Here is an 18,709-nt window from a genome sequence, read left to right on the forward strand (position 1 = left end):
ACGCCCGGTTACATTCCGAACCCGGAAGCTAAGCCTTTCAGCGCCGATGGTACTGCAGGGGGGACCCTGTGGGAGAGTAGGACGCCGCCGAACAATCATTGTGGGAAAGCCCCGCACCTTATGGTGCGGGGCTTTTCTGCGTTTACCCCTTTGTCGTGACCAGGTGGGTGTCGTAGGCGAGGATGACGGCCTGGACGCGGTCGCGGGCTCCGGTCTTGGCGAGGATGCGGCCGATGTGGGTTTTGACGGTGGACTCGGCGAGGTGGAGGCGTTCGGCGATCTCCGTGTTGGTCCAGCCCTGGCCCACGACCTTGAGGATTTCCCGTTCCCGTTCGGTGAGGGGGGTGAGGCGGGGGTCCTCCTGGGGGTCTTCCTGAGCTTGTTCCGCCTGGGCCGATGTCTGCGGGAGGTGGTGGATGTAGGCGTCGAGGAGGCGGCGGGTCAGGCTGGGGGCCACCACGGCGTCGCCGCTGGCGACCGCTCTGATGCCGGCGAGGAGTTCCTCGGGCTGGGCGTCCTTGACCAGGAAGCCGCTGGCGCCGGCGCGGAGGCCCTCGTAGGCGTACTCGTCGAGGTCGAAGGTGGTGACGATGAGGACGCGGGTGCGGGCGCCGGTGGCGATGATGCGGCGGGTTGCCTCGATTCCGTCGAGGCCGGGCATGCGGATGTCCATCAGGACGACGTCGGGGTGGTGACGGTCGGCCAGGCGGATGGCCTCCGTGCCGTTCGAGGCCTCGCCGACGACGGTCATGTCGTCCTGGCTCTCCAGGAGGAGGCGGAAGCCGAAACGCTGCATCGGCTGGTCGTCCGCGATGAGAACGGTCGTCACGAGGGGAAGTCCTTCTGGGTCTGGGGGAGTCGGAGCCGTACGGCCCAGCCGCCGGTCGGCAGGGGGCCGCATTCGAGTGTGCCGTCGTAGAGGGCCGCGCGCTCGCGCATTCCGGTGAGTCCCTGGCCGTGGCCGGGAGTTGGGGCGCCCTGGCCGTTGTCGGTGATGTCGGCCCGTACCCCTTCGGGGGTGTGGGCGAGGGTCACGTGGGCCTTCGCCGCCGGGCCCGCGTGCTTGAGGGTGTTCGTGAGGGCTTCCTGGACGACGCGGTAGACCGTCAGCTGGGCGCCCGGGGGGAGGGGGCGCGCGGTGGGGGTGTCGTGGGTGTCGAAACGTACCGGCAGGCCTGCCTTGCGTACGCCGGAGATCAGGGTGTCGAGGTCGGCCAGGGTGGGCTGGGGGGAGCGGACGGCGTCGTCCTCGTCGTCGCGCAGGACGCCGAGGAGGCGGCGGAGTTCGTCGAGGGCCTCGCGGCTCGTCGTACCGATGGCTTCGAGGGCCTGGGCGGCGCGCTCGGGGTTCTTGGCGGCCGCGTAACGGCCGCCGTCGGCGAGGCCGGTGATGACGGAGAGGTTGTGGCCGATGATGTCGTGCATCTCGCGGGCGATGCGGGTGCGTTCGGCGGCGGCCGCGAGGCGGACCTCCTGGTCGCGTTCGATCTCCAGGCGGTGGGCGCGGTCGACGAGGGCGGCGGTGTGGTCCTTGCGGGAGCGGACCGCGATGCCGAGGAGGGCGACCAGCGCGTAGGCCCACAGGCTGGGGACGACGCGCCGGTCCCAGGACTCGGCGGAGAAGCGGACCGCGCCCGTGACGAGCGACGGCAGGATCAGGGCGAAGGCCCACGGCAGGGCGCGGGGCGGGCGGCTGAGCGCGATGTGGAAGAGCGGGAGGGCCTGGAGGTAGGAGGCCTGGAGGAAGGCGCCGGAGGCGTCGCTGACCAGGGCGGCGCCGGCCATCACCGCCAGGGCGGCCATCGGGTGACGCCGGCGCCAGTAGAGCGGGACGGAGAGCGCGAGGCTCAGGGTGAACACGAGCCAGACCGGCACGTTCGGGTCGCGGGCGGTGGTGCGCCAGCCGCCGGACGCGTCGACGAGGGCCGCCACCGTCCACAGGGTGGTGATCGTCGCGTCCCAGAGCCAGGGGCGGCGGGCGTCGAAGGCCTGGGTCCGGGCGACCAGACGCTGGGCGTATCGGCTGGGGCCCGTCGCCACCGGCTGCTGGGGTGTCTGCTCCGTGATCACCTGGTCATCATCCTCATACGTCCCGGCGCTTGAGCAACAGCGCGGGCACGGCGAGTGCGGCCGCCGCCCACAGGAGGAGGGCGAGGAGGGCGGCGGCGGGGGAGGCCGCGCCGGGGAGCGGGGTCGAGGAGCCGAGGGCGCCGGCCGCCTGCGTCGGGAAGTACCGGACGACGGTGTCCATCGCCTCGTACGGGAGCATCCCGAGGATCTCCGGGACGATGAGGACCCCGCCGACGAAGGCGCCGATGGCGCCGGGGACGGAGCGGAGGCCGGCGCCGAGGCCCAGGGCGATCAGGCCGAGGAGGGTGACGCCGGCGGCGTTGCCCGCGACGGCGGCGAGGACGCCGTCGTCGGTGAGGGAGGCGGCCTGGTCGGTGTCGGAGAGGAGGACCTGGGCCATGAGGAAGGTCAGCAGGGCGGTCAGGAGGGAGACCGCGAAGACGGTGGCCGTGTAGACGGCCGCCTTCGCCCCGAGGACGGGGAGGCGGCGGGGGACCGCTGTCAGGGTGGCGCGGATCATGCCGGTCGCGTACTCGCCGGCGGTGACGAGGATGCCGAGGACGGCGAGGGCGATGCCGCCGAGCTGGGAGCCGTAGAGGGTGAGGACGACGGTGTCGACGTCGGAGTCGCCGCCGTCGGAGGTGTAGGTGGCGCCCATGAGGATGCCGACGCCGAGGACGAGCGCGGCGGCGGTGAGGAGGGTGATCCAGGTCGAGCGGACGGTCCACAGCTTGTGCCACTCGGAGCGGAGGACGCGGGCCGTGGTGAGGGAGTAGGTGGTCGCGGGGGTGGTCATGCCGGGGCTCCCTGGTATTCGACGGAGTCGTGGGTGAGGGCCATGAACGCCTGCTCCAGGGAGGGCGCCTGGGGGGTCAGTTCGTGGAGGGGGAGGCCGTGGGCGGCGGCCGTGCGGCCGATCTCCGGGGCGTCCGGGCCCGTGACGAGGAGGGTGTCGGGGGCCTCGGCGGTGATCCGGGCGCCGGGGAGCAGATTGCGCAGCCGGTCCGGTTCGGGGGTCACGACCTTGACGGAGGCGCCGCCGGAGGACCGTACGAGCTCCTCGACGGTGGTGTCGGCGAGGAGGCGGCCCTTGCCGATGACGATCAGGTGGTCGGCGGTCAGGGCCATCTCGCTCATGAGGTGGGAGGAGACCAGGACCGTACGGCCTTCGGCGGCCAGCGACCTGAGGAGGGTGCGGATCCACAGGACGCCCTCGGGGTCGAGGCCGTTGACCGGTTCGTCGAGGACGACGGTGGCCGGGTCGCCGAGCAGCGCGGCGGCGATGCCGAGGCGCTGGCCCATGCCGAGCGAGAAGCCTTTGACGCGTTTGCGGGCGACCTGGGTGAGACCGGTGAGGGCGAGGACCCGCTCCACGCGCGCGCGGGGGATGCCGTGGGTGTGGGCCAGGGCCGTCAGGTGGTGGTACGCGGAGCGGCCGGGGTGGACCGAGCGGGCTTCGAGGAGGGCGCCGACCCGGGTCAGCGGGGCCGGGTGGCCGGCGTAGGGGCGGCCGTCGACGGTGGCGCGGCCCTGGGTGGGAGCGTCGAGGCCGAGGAGCATGCGGAGGGTAGTGGACTTTCCCGCGCCGTTGGGGCCGAGGAAACCGGTGACGGTCCCGGGGTGGACCGTGAAGCTGAGGTCCCTGACGACGGTGGTGTCCCCGTAGCGCTTGGTGAGGTTCTCTGCTCGGATCATGTCCACGACGCTAGGGAGCGGGCGGGCCGCGTTCGTCCGACCACGGGCGGGTGGTGACGCGCGCGCGTGGTACCCGGGTACTACGAGGGGCCTACGCGGGGCCCTGACCAGGAAATTCCTTGTCGGTCCCGGAGAGAACGGCGAGGATGCTCGGCATGGACTATTCGATACGTGTCATCCGTCCCGACGAGTGGGAGAAGGCGCGGGAGCTGCGGCTCGTGGCGCTGCGTGACCCGGTCGCGCACCTCGCGTTCATGGAGACGTACGAGGCCGCCTCCCAGCAGCCCGACTCCTTCTGGCAGGGGCGGACCGAGGGGGCCTCGGAGAGCGGGCCCGGCCATGTGCGCCAGTTCGTGGCGGAGGCCCCGGACGGGCGCTGGCTCGGCACGGTGTCCGTGCTCGTGGAGCGGGCCGGGACCGAGACGTACTTCGGTGACGTCCCCAAGATCGAGCAGACGCACGTCGTCGGCGTGTTCGTACGCGACGAGGCGCGCGGTTCGGGCGTCATCGACGCGCTGTTCGCGGCGGCGGCGGAGTGGTCCTGGTCGCTGGAGCAGAACGTCGAGCGGGTGCGGCTGTACGTCCACGCGGAGAACGTCCGGGCCCAGTCCGCGTACCGCCGGCTCGGCTTCGCCGACACCGGTGTCCGGGTCGCCCTGCACGAGCAGGAGAGCGCGCAGGAGCTGGAGTTCGAGATGGTGCGGGTGGGCGGGTAGTTCGTGGGTCGGCTGTTCCTCAGCCGGTCGTCAGTCGGTCTTCGGCCGGTCTTCGGCTGGGCTTCAGTGGCTGAGGGAGTGCTCCGGCCAGCGGGCGCGGGCCTGTTCGGGGGAGCGCATCAGGGCCAGGGTCGGGAGGCCCTGGTGGTGGCCGGTGGCGAGGAGCTCGGGGAGGCCGGGGAGCGGGGCCACGGCGGCGACGTCGTCCAGGACGAGGGTCATTGGTGGGTCGAGCCGACCGTCGGATGACCGTGCGGCCATGCGGCGGCCGTGCTCGACCACGCTTGCGGCGAGGGCCGTGAGGAGCGGCATCGCGCCGGGGTGGGTGCGGGGGTCCTCGATCGCCTCGCCCACCACGTAGAGCGTGCCCCCTTCGGCGACGAAAGATGCGAGCGCCAGCGAATCCGTTCGATGCGGGGTGCAGGCCTCCCGGATGTGCACCGACGACAGCGCGTCGAACGCACGCGCCGTCAGTTCCTGTGCCATGCGCCGGCTTTCGGGGTGCGCGGTCAGCGCGGACTCCAGGAGTCCCGCGTAGCCGGAGGCGGCCTTCGGGTGGCCGCGCAGGATCCGTACCGGCTCGTGCGCGCCCGCTCCCTGCGCCCAGCGGTGCACCTGCCGGAACGGCCGTCCGTCGATCGCCGCCGCGTGCAGCCAGCAGCGCAGGAGCGTTTCAGCGGTGTCCGCCGTCGCCGCGTCGAGCCGCGAGTGCGGCCGCACCGGCGCGAGGAGCGCCGCCGCCCGGTCCTGCGCCACGGCCGGGTCCTCACAGCCCTCGGACGGCGACCAGTGCAGCCGGGCCGGGGTGTCGCACCGATGCCCCGTGTCGTGCACCAGGACCGGGCCCAGTTTCCCGCGCGCGTCCTTGGTCGCCGCCCAGACCTCGGGGTCCGAGGTCACGACGAGCACCGGTCCCTCGGCGTCCCGGATCGCCTGGACGGCGGCGGGGCGGCGGGTCTCCGGGGGGCCGTAGAGGGTGCGGGGCGCGGGGGTTTGCCGTACGGGCTCCACGGCTTCGGGTACGGGTACGGGCTCCGCCGTCTTGCGTACGGGCTCCGCTGGTTCCCGTACAGGCTCCGCTGTCCTGCGTACGGGCTCCGCTGGTCCCCGTACTGGCTCAGCCGTTCTGCGTACGGGCTCCGCTGGTTTCCGTGTGGGCTCGGGCTGGTGGTGGGGGGACGGGTAGGTGCCGGCTTTGCGTTGGGCGCGGACGGCGCGCCAGCGGGTGAGGGTGCCGAGGAGGAAGACGGCGAGGACCAGAAGGATCATGGCTTCGCCGATGAGGAGGCCCCAGAAGAGGCCGTAGCCGGAGAGCTGCTCGGGCGGGGCGGTGGGCCAGGCCGCGGGGAGGTCGGTGGGGGCGGTGGCGAGGGAGCGGAGGGCGGAGGGGGTGCCGGTGAAGGTGACCCCCGCCGGCCAGGCGCCGTGGGCGAACAGGCCGGCGAGGCCGGTGGCCGCCCACACCAGGACGGTGAGGCAGAGGAGCAGTCCGAAGAGGCTGAGCAGCAGCCCGTCGGAGACTCCTCCGCCCTTCCGTTCCGTGTCCATCTACGCCACCGTCGACTGCGAGGAGCCGTTCATCTGCTGCTCGATGAGGATCGCGCGCTGTTCGGTCTCCCATTCCAGTTCCGGGTCGACGGAGGGATCGGAGGCCTCCGTCATGGCGCGGTCGGTGTAGACGAGCGGGCGTTCTCGTTCGGTGATGAGGTGTTTGACGACCTGGACGTTGCCGTTGACGTCCCAGACGGCGATGCCGGGGGTGAGGGTGGGGATGATCTCGACCGCCCAGCGGGGGAGGCCGAGGACCCGGCCGGTGTTGCGGGCCTCGTCGGCCTTCTGGGCGTAGATGGTCCGGGTGGAGGCCATCTTGAGGATCGCCGCGGCTTCCTTGGCGGCCGCGCCGTCGACGACGTCGGAGAGGTGGTGGACGACGGCGACGAAGGACAGGCCGAGGCGGCGGCCGAACTTCAGGAGGCGCTGGAACAGCTGGGCCACGAAGGGGCTGTTGATGATGTGCCAGGCCTCCTCGACGAGGAAGATGCGCTTCTTCCGGTCGGGGCGGATCCAGGTGTGTTCGAGCCAGACGCCGACGATCGCCATGAGGATCGGCATGGCGATGGAGTTGCGGTCGATGTGGGACAGGTCGAAGACGATCAGCGGCGCGTCGAGGTCGATGCCGACCGTGGTCGGGCCGTCGAACATGCCGCGGAGGTCGCCGTCGACGAGCCGGTCGAGGACGAGGGCGACGTCCAGGCCCCAGGCCCGTACATCGTCTATGTCGACGTTCATCGACTCGGCGGACTCCGCCTCCGGGTGGCGGAGGCGCTCGACGATGTCGGTGAGGATCGGCTGGCGGTGGGTGGTGTGCTCGGTGACGTAGGCGTGGGCGACCTTGAGCGCGAAGCCGGAGCGCTCGTCGAGGCCGTGGCCCATCGCCACCTCGATGATCGTGCGGAGCAGGGCGAGCTGCCCGGTCGTGGTGATCGACGGGTCGAGGGGGTTGAGGCGGATGCCGGAGTCGTTGGCGACCATCGGGTCGAGCCGGATGGGAGTTATCCCCAGCTCCTGGGCGATGAGGTTCCATTCGCCGACGCCGTCCTCGCCCTGGGCGTCGAGGACGACGACCTGCCGGTCCCGGAAGCGGAGCTGGCGGAGCACGTACGTCTTCTCGAGCGCCGACTTGCCGTTGCCGGACTCGCCGAGGACGAGCCAGTGCGGGGCGGGGAGCTGCTGACCGTACAGCTGGAAGGGGTCGTAGATGTACCCCTTCCCGCTGTAGACCTCGCGGCCGATGATGACGCCGGAGTCGCCGAGGCCGGGTGCGGCGGTCGGCAGGTAGACGGCCTGGGCCTGTCCGGTGGAGGTGCGGACGGGCAGGCGGGTCGTCTCCACCTTCCCGAAGACGAAGGCGGTGAAGGCGTCGGTGAGGACGGACAGCGGATCTCGCATCGGTCTGTGCCCCTTCGGCCCTAGCGGCGGATGCCGGTCGCGAACGGCAAGGTGTTCACAAAGGCCCGGTGGTGCTCGCGGTCGCACCACTCCAGCTTCAGATACGACTTGCCGGCGGAGGCCCTGATCGTGCGCTTGTCCCGGGCGAGGGCCTCGGGCGAACGCGACGACACCGTGATGTACCCGACGAGGTTCACTCCCGCAGCGCCGCTGGCGAGATCTTCACCCCGCTGGTCGAGCCGGCCGTGGGCGGCGATGTCGCGCGGGTCGACCGTGCGGTTCATCTTGGCGGCGCGGCTGGCGTCGGCCTCGTCGTTGGTCTTCTCGGTGAGCATGCGCTCGATGGCGACCTCGGTGGGCTCCAGGTCCATGGTCACGGCGACCGTGCGGATGACGTCCGGGGTGTGGACGAGGAGCGGGGCGAGGAAGTTGACGCCGACGGGGGTCATCGGCCATTCCTTCACCCAGGCGGTGGCGTGGCACCAGGGGGCGCGGGTGGAGGACTCGCGGGTCTTGGCCTGGAGGTAGGTCGGTTCCATCGCGTCGAGTTCGGCCGGCCAAGCGTTTCGTTTCGTCATGGCCTGGATGTGGTCGATGGGGTGGTCCGGGTCGTACATGGAGTGCACGAGGGACGCGAGGCGGGACTGGCCGAGGGGCTGGCGTACGCGGATGTCGGCCTCGGCGAGGCGGGCGCAGATGTCGGTGAGCTCGCGGGCCATGACGACGGCGAGACCGGCGTCGCGGTCGAGCTTGCGGGCGCCGGAGGCGTGCCGGGCGGCGCGGGCCATGGCGTTCGCCTCGGCGGCGAGTTCGCGCGTGTAGTGCATGCAGGCGACGAGGTAGGCGCGGTGCTGCTCGCTGGAGGTGGAGACCATCGACTGGAGCTGTTCGTACGACTCCTGGAGCCACGCGGGCGCGTGCGGGTCGCCGCGCTGGCCGACGTCCTTAGCGTGCGCGTCGGGGTCGGCGGGGAGGGTGCGGGCCAGCATCTGGAGGCGGGTGACGAAGCCGTCGCCGTTGGCCACGTGCTTCAGGAGGGTGCCGAAGCGGTCGACCAGGGCCTCCTGGTCCTCGCTGTCGCGCAGGCCGACGCCGGGGCCCTCGATCTCGATGGCGGCGGTGACGGTGCGGCGGTCGGCGTGCAGGAGCACGGCGATCTCGTCGGGGCCGAAGGGGGCGGAGAGCCAGCCGACCCGGCCGATGCCGGGCGGCGGGCCGACCTCGACCTCGCGGCCGTCCAGGCGGGTGCCGGCCTCGACGACCACGGAGCGGTAGGCGGTGCCGCGCTTCAGCATCCGCTTGTAACTGCGGTTGATCTCGAACCACTTGTAGAACGTGCGGTGCTTGTACGGGAGGTACACGGCGGCGATGGCGATCATCGGCAGGCCGGCGAGCAGCGCGATCCGCAGGGGGAGGAGGGGGACGAGGAGTCCGCTCATCATGCCGAGGAAGGCGCCGACGATGATCAGGGCGATCTCGCCGGTCTCGCGGTTCTTGCCGACGATCGCGTTCGGCCGGGCGCGGCCGATGAGATACGTGCGGCGGGGCGCGACCGGCTGGGACTGGGTCGTCAACGCCCTGCACCTCCAGAGTTCTTGCGGTTGCTGTGCGGGGTACCCGCGGTGGGACTGCTGCTACGGGGTGGGGGCGTCGCGCCGCCGGTGGCGCCGCCGCCTCCGCCGCTCCCGCCGCGGCTGCTGTGGGCGGCCATGCCGCCGGAGAGCGGGTTGGCGGCGCGGGCGGGCTGGGCGCCGCCTTGGGCGCCGCCGCTGTCGCGGGTGCTGTGGGTCTTGATGCCCTGGGAGACGAGGGAGGCGGGGGAGGAGATGACGGCGGCGGCCGCGTTCTCCCCGGCGCGGTGGAGGCGGTTGTTGCGGGAGGCGGCGATCTCGTCGCCGAAGCCGGGGACGAAGCGGTAGATCATCGCGGAGGCGAAGATGGCGAGCAGGATGATCGCGAGGCCGGAGACGACGGCGGAGAACGAGTCGGGGCCGGTGCCGGAGGAGAGCGCGCCGGCCAGGCCGAGGACGATCACGATGATCGGCTTGACCAGGATGACCGCGATCATGATGCCGGCCCAGCGGCGGACGTGGCCCCACATGTTCTTGTCGACGAGGCCGGAGTAGACGACGACGCCGAGGAGGGCGCCGACGTACAGCATCACGGCGCGGAGGAACAGCTCCAGGTAGAGCACGCCGGCGGCGAGGACGGTCACCAGCGACACGATGATCAGCATGATGGGTCCGCCACCGATGCTGTCGCCCTTCTGCAGGGCCTGCTTGAAGCTGCCGAAGAAGACGTCGGTCTGCTGGCCCGTGCCGGAGGCGATGACCTCGGTGACGGCGTCGGTGGCGTTCACGACGGTGTACAGGATCAGCGGGGTGAACGCCGACGCCAGCACCGTCAGCCACAGGAAGCCGATCGCCTCGGAGAGTGCGACGGTCAGCGGCACGCCCCTGATCGCCCGCTTCGCCACGGCCAGCAGCCACAGCAGCAGGGTGAGGAAGGTCGCGGCGGCGAACACGATGGCGTAGCGGCCGAGGAACTGCATGTTCGTGAAGTCGACGTCAGCGGTCTCCTTCACCGCCTTCGAGAGGTAGTCGATGGTGGCGATGGCGGCGTCGGCGCAGCCGCGGGCTAGGGAGGAGAGGGGGTCGAGGGCGGTGGTGGGGTCGGTGACGGGCGCCTTTCCGGCTCCGCCGGTCTGGCCCTTCTCGCACAGTTCCCGTGCCTGCCCCACGATGAGGGCGCATTCGTTGCTGGTCGGGGTGGGGGACGGCGTGGGTGCCGTCGGGGTCGGCGTGGGGGCCGCCTGTGCGTCCGAGACGAGCAGGAGCGGTACGGCGAGGAAGGCGGCGGTGAGCGCGGTCGTCGCGCGGCCCGCCAGGCTCGGGCTAGCGGGCATAGGTGAAGCCTCCGTATCCCTGGACGGCCTCGGCGATCTCGTCGGCGACGGAGGCCCGGTTGTCGCCGTTGACCGGGGTCGGTCCCTCTTTCTGGCTGGACGACCGGACGCGCCAGTCGCCGTCGACCCAGGCGAGCTTCTCCGTGATGGTGAACCAGGTGGAGGTGACGGGCCTGGTCGAGCCCGCTCCGGTCAGGCCGACGAGGCCGGTGCACCAGACCTCGACCGTCGCGGTGGTTTCCGTGTAGTCGAGGATTTTGGTGCCGACGGGGATGGTGCGGGAGACGAAGGTCATGCCGGAGGGGGCGGTGCCGGTCTCGTCGAGGCCGATGCCGGCCATGAGGTCGGCGGAGTAGGAGGTGTCGAGGCGCTTGAGCAGGTCGTCGGCGACGGCGGGGTCGTGGATGGCGCGCACGATGTCCTCGCGGGGGCCGTCCTGGAACATCTCCGCTGAGCCCAGGGCTACCGCGTAGTTGGTGGCGGCGCTTTGGGCGCCTTGGTCGTCGTGGGGGTAGCCGGTGGGGATGGTGCCGTTTTTGCCGGTGACGGGGCGGATGCCGGTGGGGGAGGTGGGGGCGGGGTGGGTGGAGCGGGGGCCGGCGTCGGCGGCGTCGGCGGGGTCGGAGCCGCCGCGGTTGGCGAAGGCGATGGCGGCGACGAGGACGACCACCACGCCCACGACGGTGAGGAGGGAGCGGGGGCTGCGGACGGGGCGGCGGGGTGCGCCGCCGTAGACGTCTCCGCTGTTGCCCTCGGGCAGGCGGGTCCGGGTCTGGCCCGAGCCGCCCACGCCGCCGAAGCTGTCGTGCTCGTCGCCGGGACTCATGCCGGGTACGCCCCCTCACTCGTTCGCGGGTACGGCAGTGCTGCAACATGACTGGGCATCAGGGAACGCGACATCAACAGGCCTCAGGTGGACGGGGTCCGACGGGAGATCAGACGGCCATCCCGTACACGATGGTGAACAGCGTGCCGAGTGATCCGATGATGAAGACGCCGGTGAGGCCGGCGACGATGAGGCCCTTGCCTTGTTCGGCGCTGAACGTGTCGCGGAGTGCGGTCGCGCCGATGCGCTGCTTGGCCGCCCCCCAGATGGCGATGCCGAGGCAGAGCAGGATGGCCACGGCCATCACGACCTCGATCATGATCTTGGCCTCGGCGCCGAGGCTCCCGAAAGGTCCCCAGTTCGGGGCGATTCCACCGATGATGGTGGTGATGTCGCCCTTCTCGGCCGCCAGGTACATGTAACTCACCGCCCCTGTTGGGTAGTTATCTGCCCCTGCCGGACGGCATGGGTCATCGCCCTATCTTCGCTGATGAAACCGCTCACGTGTGACGGCTTGACGGCTCTCTTTACCCGATCCCCGCACACTTGACCGGTCTGACCGTCTTGACCTGCGGTGGTGTGGCCGGTTTCTCATGCGAAGAAGCGTATGGTCACTCTGTGTATCACGGGGGGTGACTCCGGGCAATGATTGTCGTTGTTGCACTCTTGGGGCGGCGTCAGGTGTACGAGGCGACCAGCCGCGACAAGTGACGGCCCGCCAGGAGGAGGGGCTCCTCGCTGCGGGTGACCTGGGCGGACGCCTGGGCGCCTTCGAGGGTGTGGACGACGGTGGCGGCGAGGTCGCGGGCCTCGGGGTCGGGCAGGCCGCAGCCGAGGAGCTTGTCGGCGATGAGATTGCGCCAGGAGTAGAGGGCGTCGGCGCAGGCGCGCTGGATGGGGCTGCCGGGGCCGAGGGTCTCCAGGGCGGCGGCGGTGACGGGGCAGCCGTCGTTCCAGTCGGAGGCGCGGAGTTCGCGGGCCAGCAGGCAGGCGCAGGCGTCGACCGCGGCGGCGGGGTCGTCCTCGCCGTCGAGGGCCTCGCGCAGCAGGTCGGCGAACTCCTCGCGGCCGTGGGCGAGGGCGGCGACCGCGACGGCCTCCTTCCCGCCGGGGAAGAAGTGGTAGACGGAGCCGAGGGTGGCGTCCGCCTCCTTCGCGATCTGCTTGATGCCGGTGCCGGTGTATCCCTGACGCCGGATCAGGCGCGAGGCGGCGACGACGATGCGGTCGCGGGTGCTGCTGGTCTGCATGGGAGCGAGCGTAGGGCGGGTGGCGGCGGGGTGAGTAGAGCGTTCGTTCCAGCCGGGGAGCCGGTCGAACGCGGCGGCGGCGCGTGATCGGGGTGTCGCGGAACGTCCCCAGGGGAGGGGTCGCCGCCTAGACTGGGGTGCCGGGGCGTACTGCCATGAACCGAGGGGTGGTTGACGGTGCGTAGGGCTGGCAAGGCGTGGCTGTGGGCCGGCGGGAGCCTTGGGGTGTGCCTCGGTTTCATCGGCCTGCTCGTGGTCGGTACGTACTCGGCGGCGGCGGGTCTCGCGGGCGGCGCGGGCAGTTCGGCGAACGGCACCGTGGCGCTGGCCAAGGGGGCGGTGCCGGCGCTCTATCAGGGGCTCGTGCAGCGCTGGGGCAATCTGTGCCCCGCCATCAATCCGGCGCTGCTCGCGGCGCAGCTCTACCAGGAGAGCGGCTGGAACCCGCGGGCCGTCTCGTCCGCCGACGCCCGTGGCATCGCCCAGTTCATCCCGAGCACCTGGGCCGGCCACGGCGTGGACGGCGACGGGGACGGGGACCGGGACATCTGGGACCCGAAGGACGCGATCCCGTCGGCCGCCTCGTACGACTGCGAACTGGCCGGCTATGTGAAGAACGTGCCGGGGGATCCGGCGAGCAACATGCTGGCCGCGTACAACGCGGGCGCGTACCGGGTGATCAAGTACGGCGGGGTGCCGCCGATCAGCGAGACCCAGAACTACGTGCGCATCATCCGGTCGCTGGAGAAGAGCTTCGCCCGGCCGAAGGGGCGGGTCGATCCCTCGCGGCAGGCGGCGGGGGCCATCCACTACGCGCAGGGGAAGCTCGGGACGCCGTACCTCTGGGGCGGTACGGGCACGGCCGCGCAGAACGGGCGGTTCGACTGCTCGGGCCTCACCCAGGCCGCGTACGACAGCGTCGGCATCCAGCTGCCGCGCGTCGCCAACGACCAGTACAACGCCGGTCCGCACCCCACGCGCGAGGAGCTGCTCCCCGGGGACCTGGTCTTCTTCTCGGACGACTTGACCAACTCGCGGGCGATCCGGCACGTCGGCATCTACGTCGGCGGCGGGTACATGATCGACGCGCCGCGCACCGGGGCGGTGATCCGTTTCGACCGGATCGACACCCCGGACTACTTCGGCGCCACCCGGGTCACCGCCGAGGGCGCGGCCGCGCTGCCCACGCATCTCCCGCCTTCGTGACCCCGGAGGGGGCCTTCGGGGCGTATGGGGCATGGCCGGAACTCTCCGTCATGCACTGGCCCTGAGCTGCGGAGAGCCGTCTCTCTTCGATAACGTCGTCATGATCCACCGGAGCGAGCGGAACGTATGCCTCAGGCGGTTCGTTCCCCGATCCGACCACGCTGACCACGGGGGTTGGACGACAGACACGAGAGCAAGGGGCCGCAGGAGATGGCTGTACTCGCATCGGACGGTTCGAACCCCGATGTCAGCCTGCTCTACGACATCAACGGACTGGCCAAGGCCGCTCCCCCGTGGTTCGACCGCGTCATGGAATTCGTCGGCGAGTACGGGATCCTCCTCGCGATGGTCCTCGTCGTGCTGTGGTGCTGGTGGAGCGTCCGCCGGCGCGGCACCGAGGCGGACTCCGTGGCGGCCGTCTCCGCCCTGGTCTGGGCCCCGCTGGCGGCCGGCATCGCCCTCCTGGTCAACATCCCCATCCGCGGCTTCGTCGAGCGCCCACGGCCCTTCAGGGACCACCAGGGCCTCGACGTCCTGGTCGACGGGAAGACCGACTTCTCGTTCGTCAGCGACCACGCCACGCTGGCGATGGCCGTCGGCGTCGGCCTCTTCGTCGCCCACCGCCGCTTCGGCCTCGCCGCCATCGGGCTCGCCCTCGCCGAGGGCTTCGCCCGGGTCTACATGGGCGTCCACTACCCCACGGACGTCGTCGGCGGCTTCGCCCTCGGCACGGCGGTGGCGCTGCTCCTCGCCCCGCTCGCCCTGGCCCTGCTGACCCCGGTGGTCTCCGCCGTCGCCCGCTCCGCGACCGGCGCCCGGCTCGTCCGTTCCCGCCGGGCCGACGGCGCGCGCCGCCCCGAGGCGGTGGGCATCCCCGAGCCCCGGCTCGGCGGCCCGGCCGCCAACGGCCAGAACGACCTCGCCGCCTGAGCGAGTGGCCTGAGTGATTGCCCTGAGCGAGTGGCCTGAGCGATTGCCCTGAGCGAGTGGTCTGAGCGAGTGCCCTGAGCGAGTACGGCCTCAGGGCTTCACGGTCTCAGGGCTTCTCGTGGGTCCGGGCGTGTTCCGCGGCGTCCGTACGGGCGCGGTCGCGGGATCTGCGGGCCGGGCCGGTCCATCCGCAGCTGCAGCGTGCCAGCGCGAACGAGCCGCGCTCCGTCGTCGTGGTGGTGTGGGCCGTGGCCTGCGCGTGCACGACTCCACGGTACTGCGCGTGACGGCACGCCCGGACCGTCGTTATGGGGATCGGGTGTCCCCGGGCCCGCGGGGCCCGGGGAGGGCGGGTCCCGGGCAAACAGCGGTGAGGCGTTGGGGGTTGGCAGGACATGGTGGTGCAGCCGTACGGGCGTCCGCGGGGGCGCAGGAGCGGGGCGTTCGCCGTCACCGCCGCCCTGGTCGGCTCCCTCGCCGGAGCCGTGGCCGTGACCGGGTGCGTGGCCCCGGAGGACCCGAAGCCCGCGGGTGACCCCCTCCTCACCGTGCGGAACGCCGCCGACGGGCTGGTCGAGGCCGGGAGCTCGAAGGCGAGCACGTCGATGGAGATGGCGGCCGGTGGAACCCGGGTCACGATCCGCGGGGAGGGCACGTACGACTTCCGGCGGCGTACCGGCCGGCTCCGGGTGGTGCTGCCGAAGGACGCGGCGGGCGCGAGCGAGCACCGGCCGATCACCGAACTGCTCACCCCCGGCGCGCTCTACATGAAGAACCGGGGCGCCGGGGTGCCCGCCGACAAGTGGGTCAGGGTCGACACCACCACCCTCGACGACGGCAACCTCGTCACGGGCGGCGCCACCGATCCCGGCGCGGCCGCAGAACTGCTGCGGGGTGCCCGGGAGGTCACTTACCTCGGCGAGGTCGAGCTGGCAGGGGTGAAAGTCGGCCACTACCGGGGGGTCACGGACATCGCCCACGCGGCCCGGGCGGCCTCGCCGCAGCTGCGGGGTGCGCTCGCCGCGGCGGCGAAAGGGTTCGCCAAGGACACGGTGCCGTTCGACGCGTACCTGGACCGGGAGGGGCGGCTGCGGAAGGTGCGCCACCAGTTCAGCTTCCGCAACCAGGGCCGTACGGTCGCCGTCGCCTCGACCACGCTGTTGTACGGCTTCGGGGCGGCCGTCGAGGTGACGCTGCCGGACCGCCGCCACATCTACGAGGGAAAGATCAAGGCCTGACCCGGGAGGGTGGGCGTGCGGACCATCGGCAAATGGTCCGGACGTGTCATGCGCGGTGCGTGGCCTCGTCCCTACGCTGGGAGACCGCTGGGAGACCGACGCCGGCAGGAAGAGGTGGATGCGCGTGGCCCCGCCCGGTACAGCAACCGTGCCCGCAGACCCGGACTGCGTCGCCCTCGCCGAGATCGAACTCTGCGGCGACCTGATCATCGCGGCCTCCGCCGCGGACGGCGAGCGGCTCAGCGCCGACCGGATCGACGAAATCCTGCGCGTGGCCGCCGAACGGACCACGGAGACCTGCTGACGGCTGGGCCGTCGGGGCCGTACGGGCCGTCAGGGCCGTACGGGATCTCAGGGCCGTACCGGAGGGTGCGCGGGTACGGCCCCGCGGCGGGGCTCAGGTGCGCAGCATGCGGGCGATGGCCTTGGTGGCCTCCTCGACCTTGGCGTCGATGCCCTCGCCGCCCTTGGCCGCCGCGTCCGCGACGCAGTGCCGTAGGTGCTCCTCCAGGAGCTGGAGCGCGAAGGACTGGAGCGCCTTCGTCGACGCCGACACCTGCGTGAGTATGTCGATGCAGTAGACGTCCTCGTCGACCATCCGCTGCAGGCCGCGGATCTGGCCCTCGATCCGCCGCAGCCGCTTGAGGTGCTCGTCCTTCTGCTTGTGGTAGCCGTGCACGCCATGGCCGTGGTCGGCCGCCGGCTCGACCGTGGTGACGGTGTCGGGGGTGACCTGGTCCGCCTCGGTGGTCGTCATCGCGTCCTCCCGTTGTCCAGATAAGGGGGTGTATACCCCTCGTGGGTATATGGTACCGATCCCGCCGTTCCCGGCGGGGGCCCGTGCGGTTCACTGTGCCTGATGGGCGACACTGAGAGGACGCCGGTTAGCCGTGGCCGGATGATGCGCCTAGCATCAGCCTGACCGAAACCCAGCACCCCGAGGACCTCACGTGCGATTTCGTCTGACCCCCAGGGAGACGAGCTTCTACGACATGTTCGCCGCGTCCGCGGACAACATCGTCACGGGCTCCAAGCTCCTGATGGAACTGCTCGGAGCGGAGCCTTCCGCCCGGGCCGAGATCGCGGAGCGGATGCGGGCAGCGGAGCACGCCGGCGACGACGCCACCCACGCGATCTTCCACCAGCTGAACTCCTCGTTCATCACGCCGTTCGACCGCGAGGACATCTACTCCCTCGCGTCGTCCCTCGACGACATCATGGACTTCATGGAAGAGGCCGTCGACCTGGTCGTCCTCTACAACATCGAAGAGCTCCCCAAGGGTGTCGAGCAGCAGATCGAGGTCCTGGCCCGCGCGGCCGAGCTGACCGCCGAGGCCATGCCGAACCTGCGGACGATGGCCAACCTCACCGAGTACTGGATCGAGGTCAACCGTCTGGAGAACCAGGCCGACCAGATCCACCGCAAGCTGCTCGCCCACCTCTTCAACGGCAAGTACGACGCCATCGAGGTGCTGAAGCTCAAGCAGGTCGTGGACGTGCTCGAGGAGGCGGCCGACGCGTTCGAGCACGTGGCCAACACGGTGGAGACCATCGCGGTCAAGGAGTCCTGAGCTTCGTGGACACCTTCGCTCTGATCGTGACCATCGGTGTCGCGCTCGGCTTCACGTATACGAACGGCTTCCACGACTCCGCCAACGCCATCGCCACCTCGGTGTCGACGCGTGCGCTGACCCCGCGGGCCGCGCTCGCGATGGCGGCGGTCATGAACCTCGCCGGTGCCTTCCTGGGCAGCGGCGTCGCCAAGACCGTCAGCGAGGGCCTGATCGAGACGCCGCACGGCGACAAGGGGATGGGCATCCTCTTCGCCGCGCTGGTCGGCGCGATCATCTGGAACCTGGTGACCTGGTACTTCGGGCTGCCGTCCTCCTCCTCGCACGCCCTGTTCGGCGGCATGGTGGGTGCGGCGCTGGCCGGTGGCACGGAGGTCATCTGGGGCGGGGTGCTCGACAAGGTCGTCATCCCGATGTTCATCTCGCCGGTCGTCGGTCTCGTGGCCGGTTACCTGGTGATGTGCGTGATCCTCTGGCTGTTCCGCAAGGCCAACCCGCACAAGGCCAAGCGCGGTTTCCGCATCGCGCAGACGGTGTCGGCGGCCGGCATGGCCCTCGGCCACGGTCTGCAGGACGCCCAGAAGACCATGGGCATCGTCGTGATGGCCCTCGTCATCGCCGATGTCCAGCAGGCCGGCGACGACATCCCGGTCTGGGTGAAGATCGCCTGCGCCGTGATGCTCTCGCTCGGTACGTACGCGGGTGGCTGGCGCATCATGCGGACGCTCGGCCGCAAGATCATCGAGCTGGACCCGCCGCAGGGCTTCGCTGCCGAGACGACCGGCGCGTCGATCATGTTCGGCTCCGCGTTCCTCTTCCACGCGCCGATCTCCACGACCCACGTCATCACCTCCGCCATCATGGGCGTCGGCGCCACCAAGCGCGTCAACGCGGTCCGCTGGGGCGTCGCCAAGAACATCATCCTCGGCTGGTTCATCACCATGCCGGCTGCGGCGCTCGTCGCGGCGGCGAGCTACTACGTGGTGAAGCTGTTCTTCGGCTGACGGGCGCCGGCACCCGGCCTTGCTGGGGGTCCGGGGGTCGTCCCCCGGGGGATGCAGTATCACCATGCCGGTTGCGGCGCTGGTCGCGGCGGCGAGCTACTACGTGGTGAAGCTGTTCTTCGGCTGACGGGCGCTGCCACCCGGCCTTGCTGGGGGTCCGGGGGTCGTCCCCCGGGGGATGCAGTATCACCATGCCGGCCGCGGCGCTGGTCGCGGCGGCGAGCTACTACGTCGTGAAGCTGTTCTTCGGCTGACGGGAGTCAGGCGGGACAAGCGTACGGAAATGGGCCCGGGTCCCCTGTGGGGGGGGCGGGGCCTCGATCCTTTTGTGGGACAGGCCCGCCAAAAC

General features: G+C 71.2%; 20 protein-coding genes and 1 rRNA gene. 8 read left to right on the forward strand and 13 right to left on the reverse strand.

All coding sequences use genetic code 11. The features are described 5' to 3' along the window. Positions 1-93: ribosomal RNA gene (rrf, locus tag ACZ7G1_RS29600) — 5S ribosomal RNA — on the forward strand; the annotation flags it as partial. A gap of 49 nt (positions 94-142) precedes the next feature. On the opposite strand, the gene ACZ7G1_RS29605 is transcribed toward rrf, so the two are convergent. The 4 genes from ACZ7G1_RS29605 to ACZ7G1_RS29620 are packed head-to-tail and all read right to left on the reverse strand — an operon-like array spanning position 143 to position 3,765. Beyond that, positions 143-829 carry a response regulator gene (locus ACZ7G1_RS29605; RefSeq protein ID WP_470880359.1) on the reverse strand — a complete coding sequence of 229 codons (687 nt, stop codon included), beginning with the start codon at positions 827-829 and terminating at the stop codon, positions 143-145. Next, positions 826-2,070, reverse strand: coding sequence for a sensor histidine kinase (locus tag ACZ7G1_RS29610; protein ID WP_470880360.1), 1,245 nt, complete (start codon positions 2,068-2,070; stop codon positions 826-828). The genes ACZ7G1_RS29605 and ACZ7G1_RS29610 overlap by 4 nt, the downstream gene beginning before the upstream one ends. 13 nt (positions 2,071-2,083) lie before the next feature. Continuing rightward, positions 2,084-2,866 (reverse strand): ABC transporter permease, encoded by a 783-nt coding sequence (locus tag ACZ7G1_RS29615; RefSeq protein WP_470880362.1) that lies wholly within the window; start codon positions 2,864-2,866, stop codon positions 2,084-2,086. Next, positions 2,863-3,765, reverse strand: a complete 903-nt coding sequence (locus ACZ7G1_RS29620) for an ABC transporter ATP-binding protein (protein WP_470880364.1) — start codon at positions 3,763-3,765, stop codon at positions 2,863-2,865. Before ACZ7G1_RS29620 ends, ACZ7G1_RS29615 begins: the two co-directional genes overlap by 4 nt. 155 nt (positions 3,766-3,920) lie before the next feature. On the opposite strand from ACZ7G1_RS29620, the gene ACZ7G1_RS29625 reads away from it, so the two are divergent. Continuing rightward, a complete protein-coding gene (locus tag ACZ7G1_RS29625; protein WP_470880366.1) occupies positions 3,921-4,481 on the forward strand; it encodes a GNAT family N-acetyltransferase in 561 nt (186 codons plus the stop codon). 63 nt (positions 4,482-4,544) lie between these two features. Here the strand turns inward: ACZ7G1_RS29625 and ACZ7G1_RS29630 are convergent, their stop codons facing one another. The 7 genes from ACZ7G1_RS29630 to ACZ7G1_RS29660 form a co-directional block, all read right to left on the reverse strand. Then, the gene (locus ACZ7G1_RS29630) at positions 4,545-6,029 is read right to left on the reverse strand and encodes a type IV secretory system conjugative DNA transfer family protein (RefSeq protein WP_470880368.1); all 1,485 of its coding nucleotides are present in this window, start codon (positions 6,027-6,029) and stop codon (positions 4,545-4,547) included. Further along, positions 6,030-7,430: an ATP-binding protein gene (locus tag ACZ7G1_RS29635; RefSeq protein WP_470880370.1), complete on the reverse strand. Its 1,401-nt coding sequence runs from the start codon at positions 7,428-7,430 to the stop codon at positions 6,030-6,032. It lies immediately after the preceding gene. A gap of 20 nt (positions 7,431-7,450) precedes the next feature. Beyond that, positions 7,451-9,004: an SCO6880 family protein gene (locus ACZ7G1_RS29640; RefSeq protein WP_470880371.1), complete on the reverse strand. Its 1,554-nt coding sequence runs from the start codon at positions 9,002-9,004 to the stop codon at positions 7,451-7,453. Beyond that, positions 9,001-10,335 carry a hypothetical protein gene (locus ACZ7G1_RS29645; RefSeq protein WP_470880373.1) on the reverse strand — a complete coding sequence of 445 codons (1,335 nt, stop codon included), beginning with the start codon at positions 10,333-10,335 and terminating at the stop codon, positions 9,001-9,003. Before ACZ7G1_RS29645 ends, ACZ7G1_RS29640 begins: the two co-directional genes overlap by 4 nt. Next, positions 10,325-11,161 (reverse strand): DUF8175 domain-containg protein, encoded by an 837-nt coding sequence (locus tag ACZ7G1_RS29650; RefSeq protein ID WP_470880375.1) that lies wholly within the window; start codon positions 11,159-11,161, stop codon positions 10,325-10,327. The genes ACZ7G1_RS29645 and ACZ7G1_RS29650 overlap by 11 nt, the downstream gene beginning before the upstream one ends. 109 nt (positions 11,162-11,270) lie before the next feature. Continuing rightward, on the reverse strand, positions 11,271-11,579 hold the full coding sequence (locus ACZ7G1_RS29655; RefSeq protein ID WP_017242359.1) for a hypothetical protein: 309 nt from the start codon (positions 11,577-11,579) through the stop codon (positions 11,271-11,273). Between the two features lie 259 nt (positions 11,580-11,838). Continuing rightward, positions 11,839-12,411, reverse strand: a complete 573-nt coding sequence (locus tag ACZ7G1_RS29660; RefSeq protein WP_470880376.1) for a TetR/AcrR family transcriptional regulator — start codon at positions 12,409-12,411, stop codon at positions 11,839-11,841. 225 nt (positions 12,412-12,636) lie between these two features. Between ACZ7G1_RS29660 and ACZ7G1_RS29665 the strand changes: the two genes are divergently transcribed. Then, positions 12,637-13,617 (forward strand): C40 family peptidase, encoded by a 981-nt coding sequence (locus ACZ7G1_RS29665; RefSeq protein ID WP_470880378.1) that lies wholly within the window; start codon positions 12,637-12,639, stop codon positions 13,615-13,617. A 210-nt stretch (positions 13,618-13,827) separates the two neighbouring features. Then, positions 13,828-14,547, forward strand: a complete 720-nt coding sequence (locus ACZ7G1_RS29670; protein WP_470880380.1) for a phosphatase PAP2 family protein — start codon at positions 13,828-13,830, stop codon at positions 14,545-14,547. A gap of 106 nt (positions 14,548-14,653) precedes the next feature. On the opposite strand, the gene ACZ7G1_RS29675 is transcribed toward ACZ7G1_RS29670, so the two are convergent. Then, positions 14,654-14,812: a hypothetical protein gene (locus tag ACZ7G1_RS29675; RefSeq protein WP_470880382.1), complete on the reverse strand. Its 159-nt coding sequence runs from the start codon at positions 14,810-14,812 to the stop codon at positions 14,654-14,656. 130 nt (positions 14,813-14,942) lie between these two features. Here ACZ7G1_RS29675 and ACZ7G1_RS29680 point away from each other — a divergent pair, with 130 nt between their 5' ends. Both ACZ7G1_RS29680 and ACZ7G1_RS29685 read left to right on the forward strand, forming a co-directional pair. Beyond that, positions 14,943-15,785, forward strand: coding sequence for an SCO4651 family lipoprotein (locus ACZ7G1_RS29680; RefSeq protein WP_470880384.1), 843 nt, complete (start codon positions 14,943-14,945; stop codon positions 15,783-15,785). Between the two features lie 118 nt (positions 15,786-15,903). Further along, the gene (locus ACZ7G1_RS29685) at positions 15,904-16,089 is read left to right on the forward strand and encodes a hypothetical protein (RefSeq protein WP_470880386.1); all 186 of its coding nucleotides are present in this window, start codon (positions 15,904-15,906) and stop codon (positions 16,087-16,089) included. A gap of 93 nt (positions 16,090-16,182) precedes the next feature. Here ACZ7G1_RS29685 and ACZ7G1_RS29690 read toward each other — a convergent pair whose 3' ends face one another. Next, complete coding sequence (locus ACZ7G1_RS29690) at positions 16,183-16,542, reverse strand: metal-sensitive transcriptional regulator (protein ID WP_470880387.1); 360 nt, start codon at positions 16,540-16,542, stop codon at positions 16,183-16,185. 193 nt (positions 16,543-16,735) lie between these two features. Here ACZ7G1_RS29690 and ACZ7G1_RS29695 point away from each other — a divergent pair, with 193 nt between their 5' ends. Further along, positions 16,736-17,356, forward strand: a complete 621-nt coding sequence (locus ACZ7G1_RS29695) for a DUF47 domain-containing protein (protein ID WP_116159771.1) — start codon at positions 16,736-16,738, stop codon at positions 17,354-17,356. A 5-nt stretch (positions 17,357-17,361) separates the two neighbouring features. Next, positions 17,362-18,360: an inorganic phosphate transporter gene (locus ACZ7G1_RS29700; protein WP_470880390.1), complete on the forward strand. Its 999-nt coding sequence runs from the start codon at positions 17,362-17,364 to the stop codon at positions 18,358-18,360. The last annotated feature ends 349 nt before the right edge of the window (positions 18,361-18,709 follow it).

It is taken from the genome of Streptomyces sp. NPDC037273 (genome assembly GCF_055603625.1).

What these genes read in the sequence shown, in the direction of transcription:
- ACZ7G1_RS29685 (WP_470880386.1), top strand. Translation starts at nt 15,904, where the DNA reads ATGCGCGTGGCCCCGCCCGGTACAGCAACCGTGCCCGCAGACCCGGAC.
- ACZ7G1_RS29690 (WP_470880387.1), bottom strand. Translation starts at nt 16,542, where the DNA reads ATGACGACCACCGAGGCGGACCAGGTCACCCCCGACACCGTCACCACG.
- ACZ7G1_RS29670 (WP_470880380.1), top strand. Translation starts at nt 13,828, where the DNA reads ATGGCTGTACTCGCATCGGACGGTTCGAACCCCGATGTCAGCCTGCTC.
- ACZ7G1_RS29615 (WP_470880362.1), bottom strand. Translation starts at nt 2,866, where the DNA reads ATGACCACCCCCGCGACCACCTACTCCCTCACCACGGCCCGCGTCCTC.
- ACZ7G1_RS29645 (WP_470880373.1), bottom strand. Translation starts at nt 10,335, where the DNA reads ATGCCCGCTAGCCCGAGCCTGGCGGGCCGCGCGACGACCGCGCTCACC.
- ACZ7G1_RS29620 (WP_470880364.1), bottom strand. Translation starts at nt 3,765, where the DNA reads ATGATCCGAGCAGAGAACCTCACCAAGCGCTACGGGGACACCACCGTC.
- ACZ7G1_RS29635 (WP_470880370.1), bottom strand. Translation starts at nt 7,430, where the DNA reads ATGCGAGATCCGCTGTCCGTCCTCACCGACGCCTTCACCGCCTTCGTC.
- ACZ7G1_RS29655 (WP_017242359.1), bottom strand. Translation starts at nt 11,579, where the DNA reads ATGTACCTGGCGGCCGAGAAGGGCGACATCACCACCATCATCGGTGGA.
- ACZ7G1_RS29660 (WP_470880376.1), bottom strand. Translation starts at nt 12,411, where the DNA reads ATGCAGACCAGCAGCACCCGCGACCGCATCGTCGTCGCCGCCTCGCGC.
- ACZ7G1_RS29625 (WP_470880366.1), top strand. Translation starts at nt 3,921, where the DNA reads ATGGACTATTCGATACGTGTCATCCGTCCCGACGAGTGGGAGAAGGCG.
- ACZ7G1_RS29630 (WP_470880368.1), bottom strand. Translation starts at nt 6,029, where the DNA reads ATGGACACGGAACGGAAGGGCGGAGGAGTCTCCGACGGGCTGCTGCTC.
- ACZ7G1_RS29680 (WP_470880384.1), top strand. Translation starts at nt 14,943, where the DNA reads ATGGTGGTGCAGCCGTACGGGCGTCCGCGGGGGCGCAGGAGCGGGGCG.
- ACZ7G1_RS29650 (WP_470880375.1), bottom strand. Translation starts at nt 11,161, where the DNA reads ATGAGTCCCGGCGACGAGCACGACAGCTTCGGCGGCGTGGGCGGCTCG.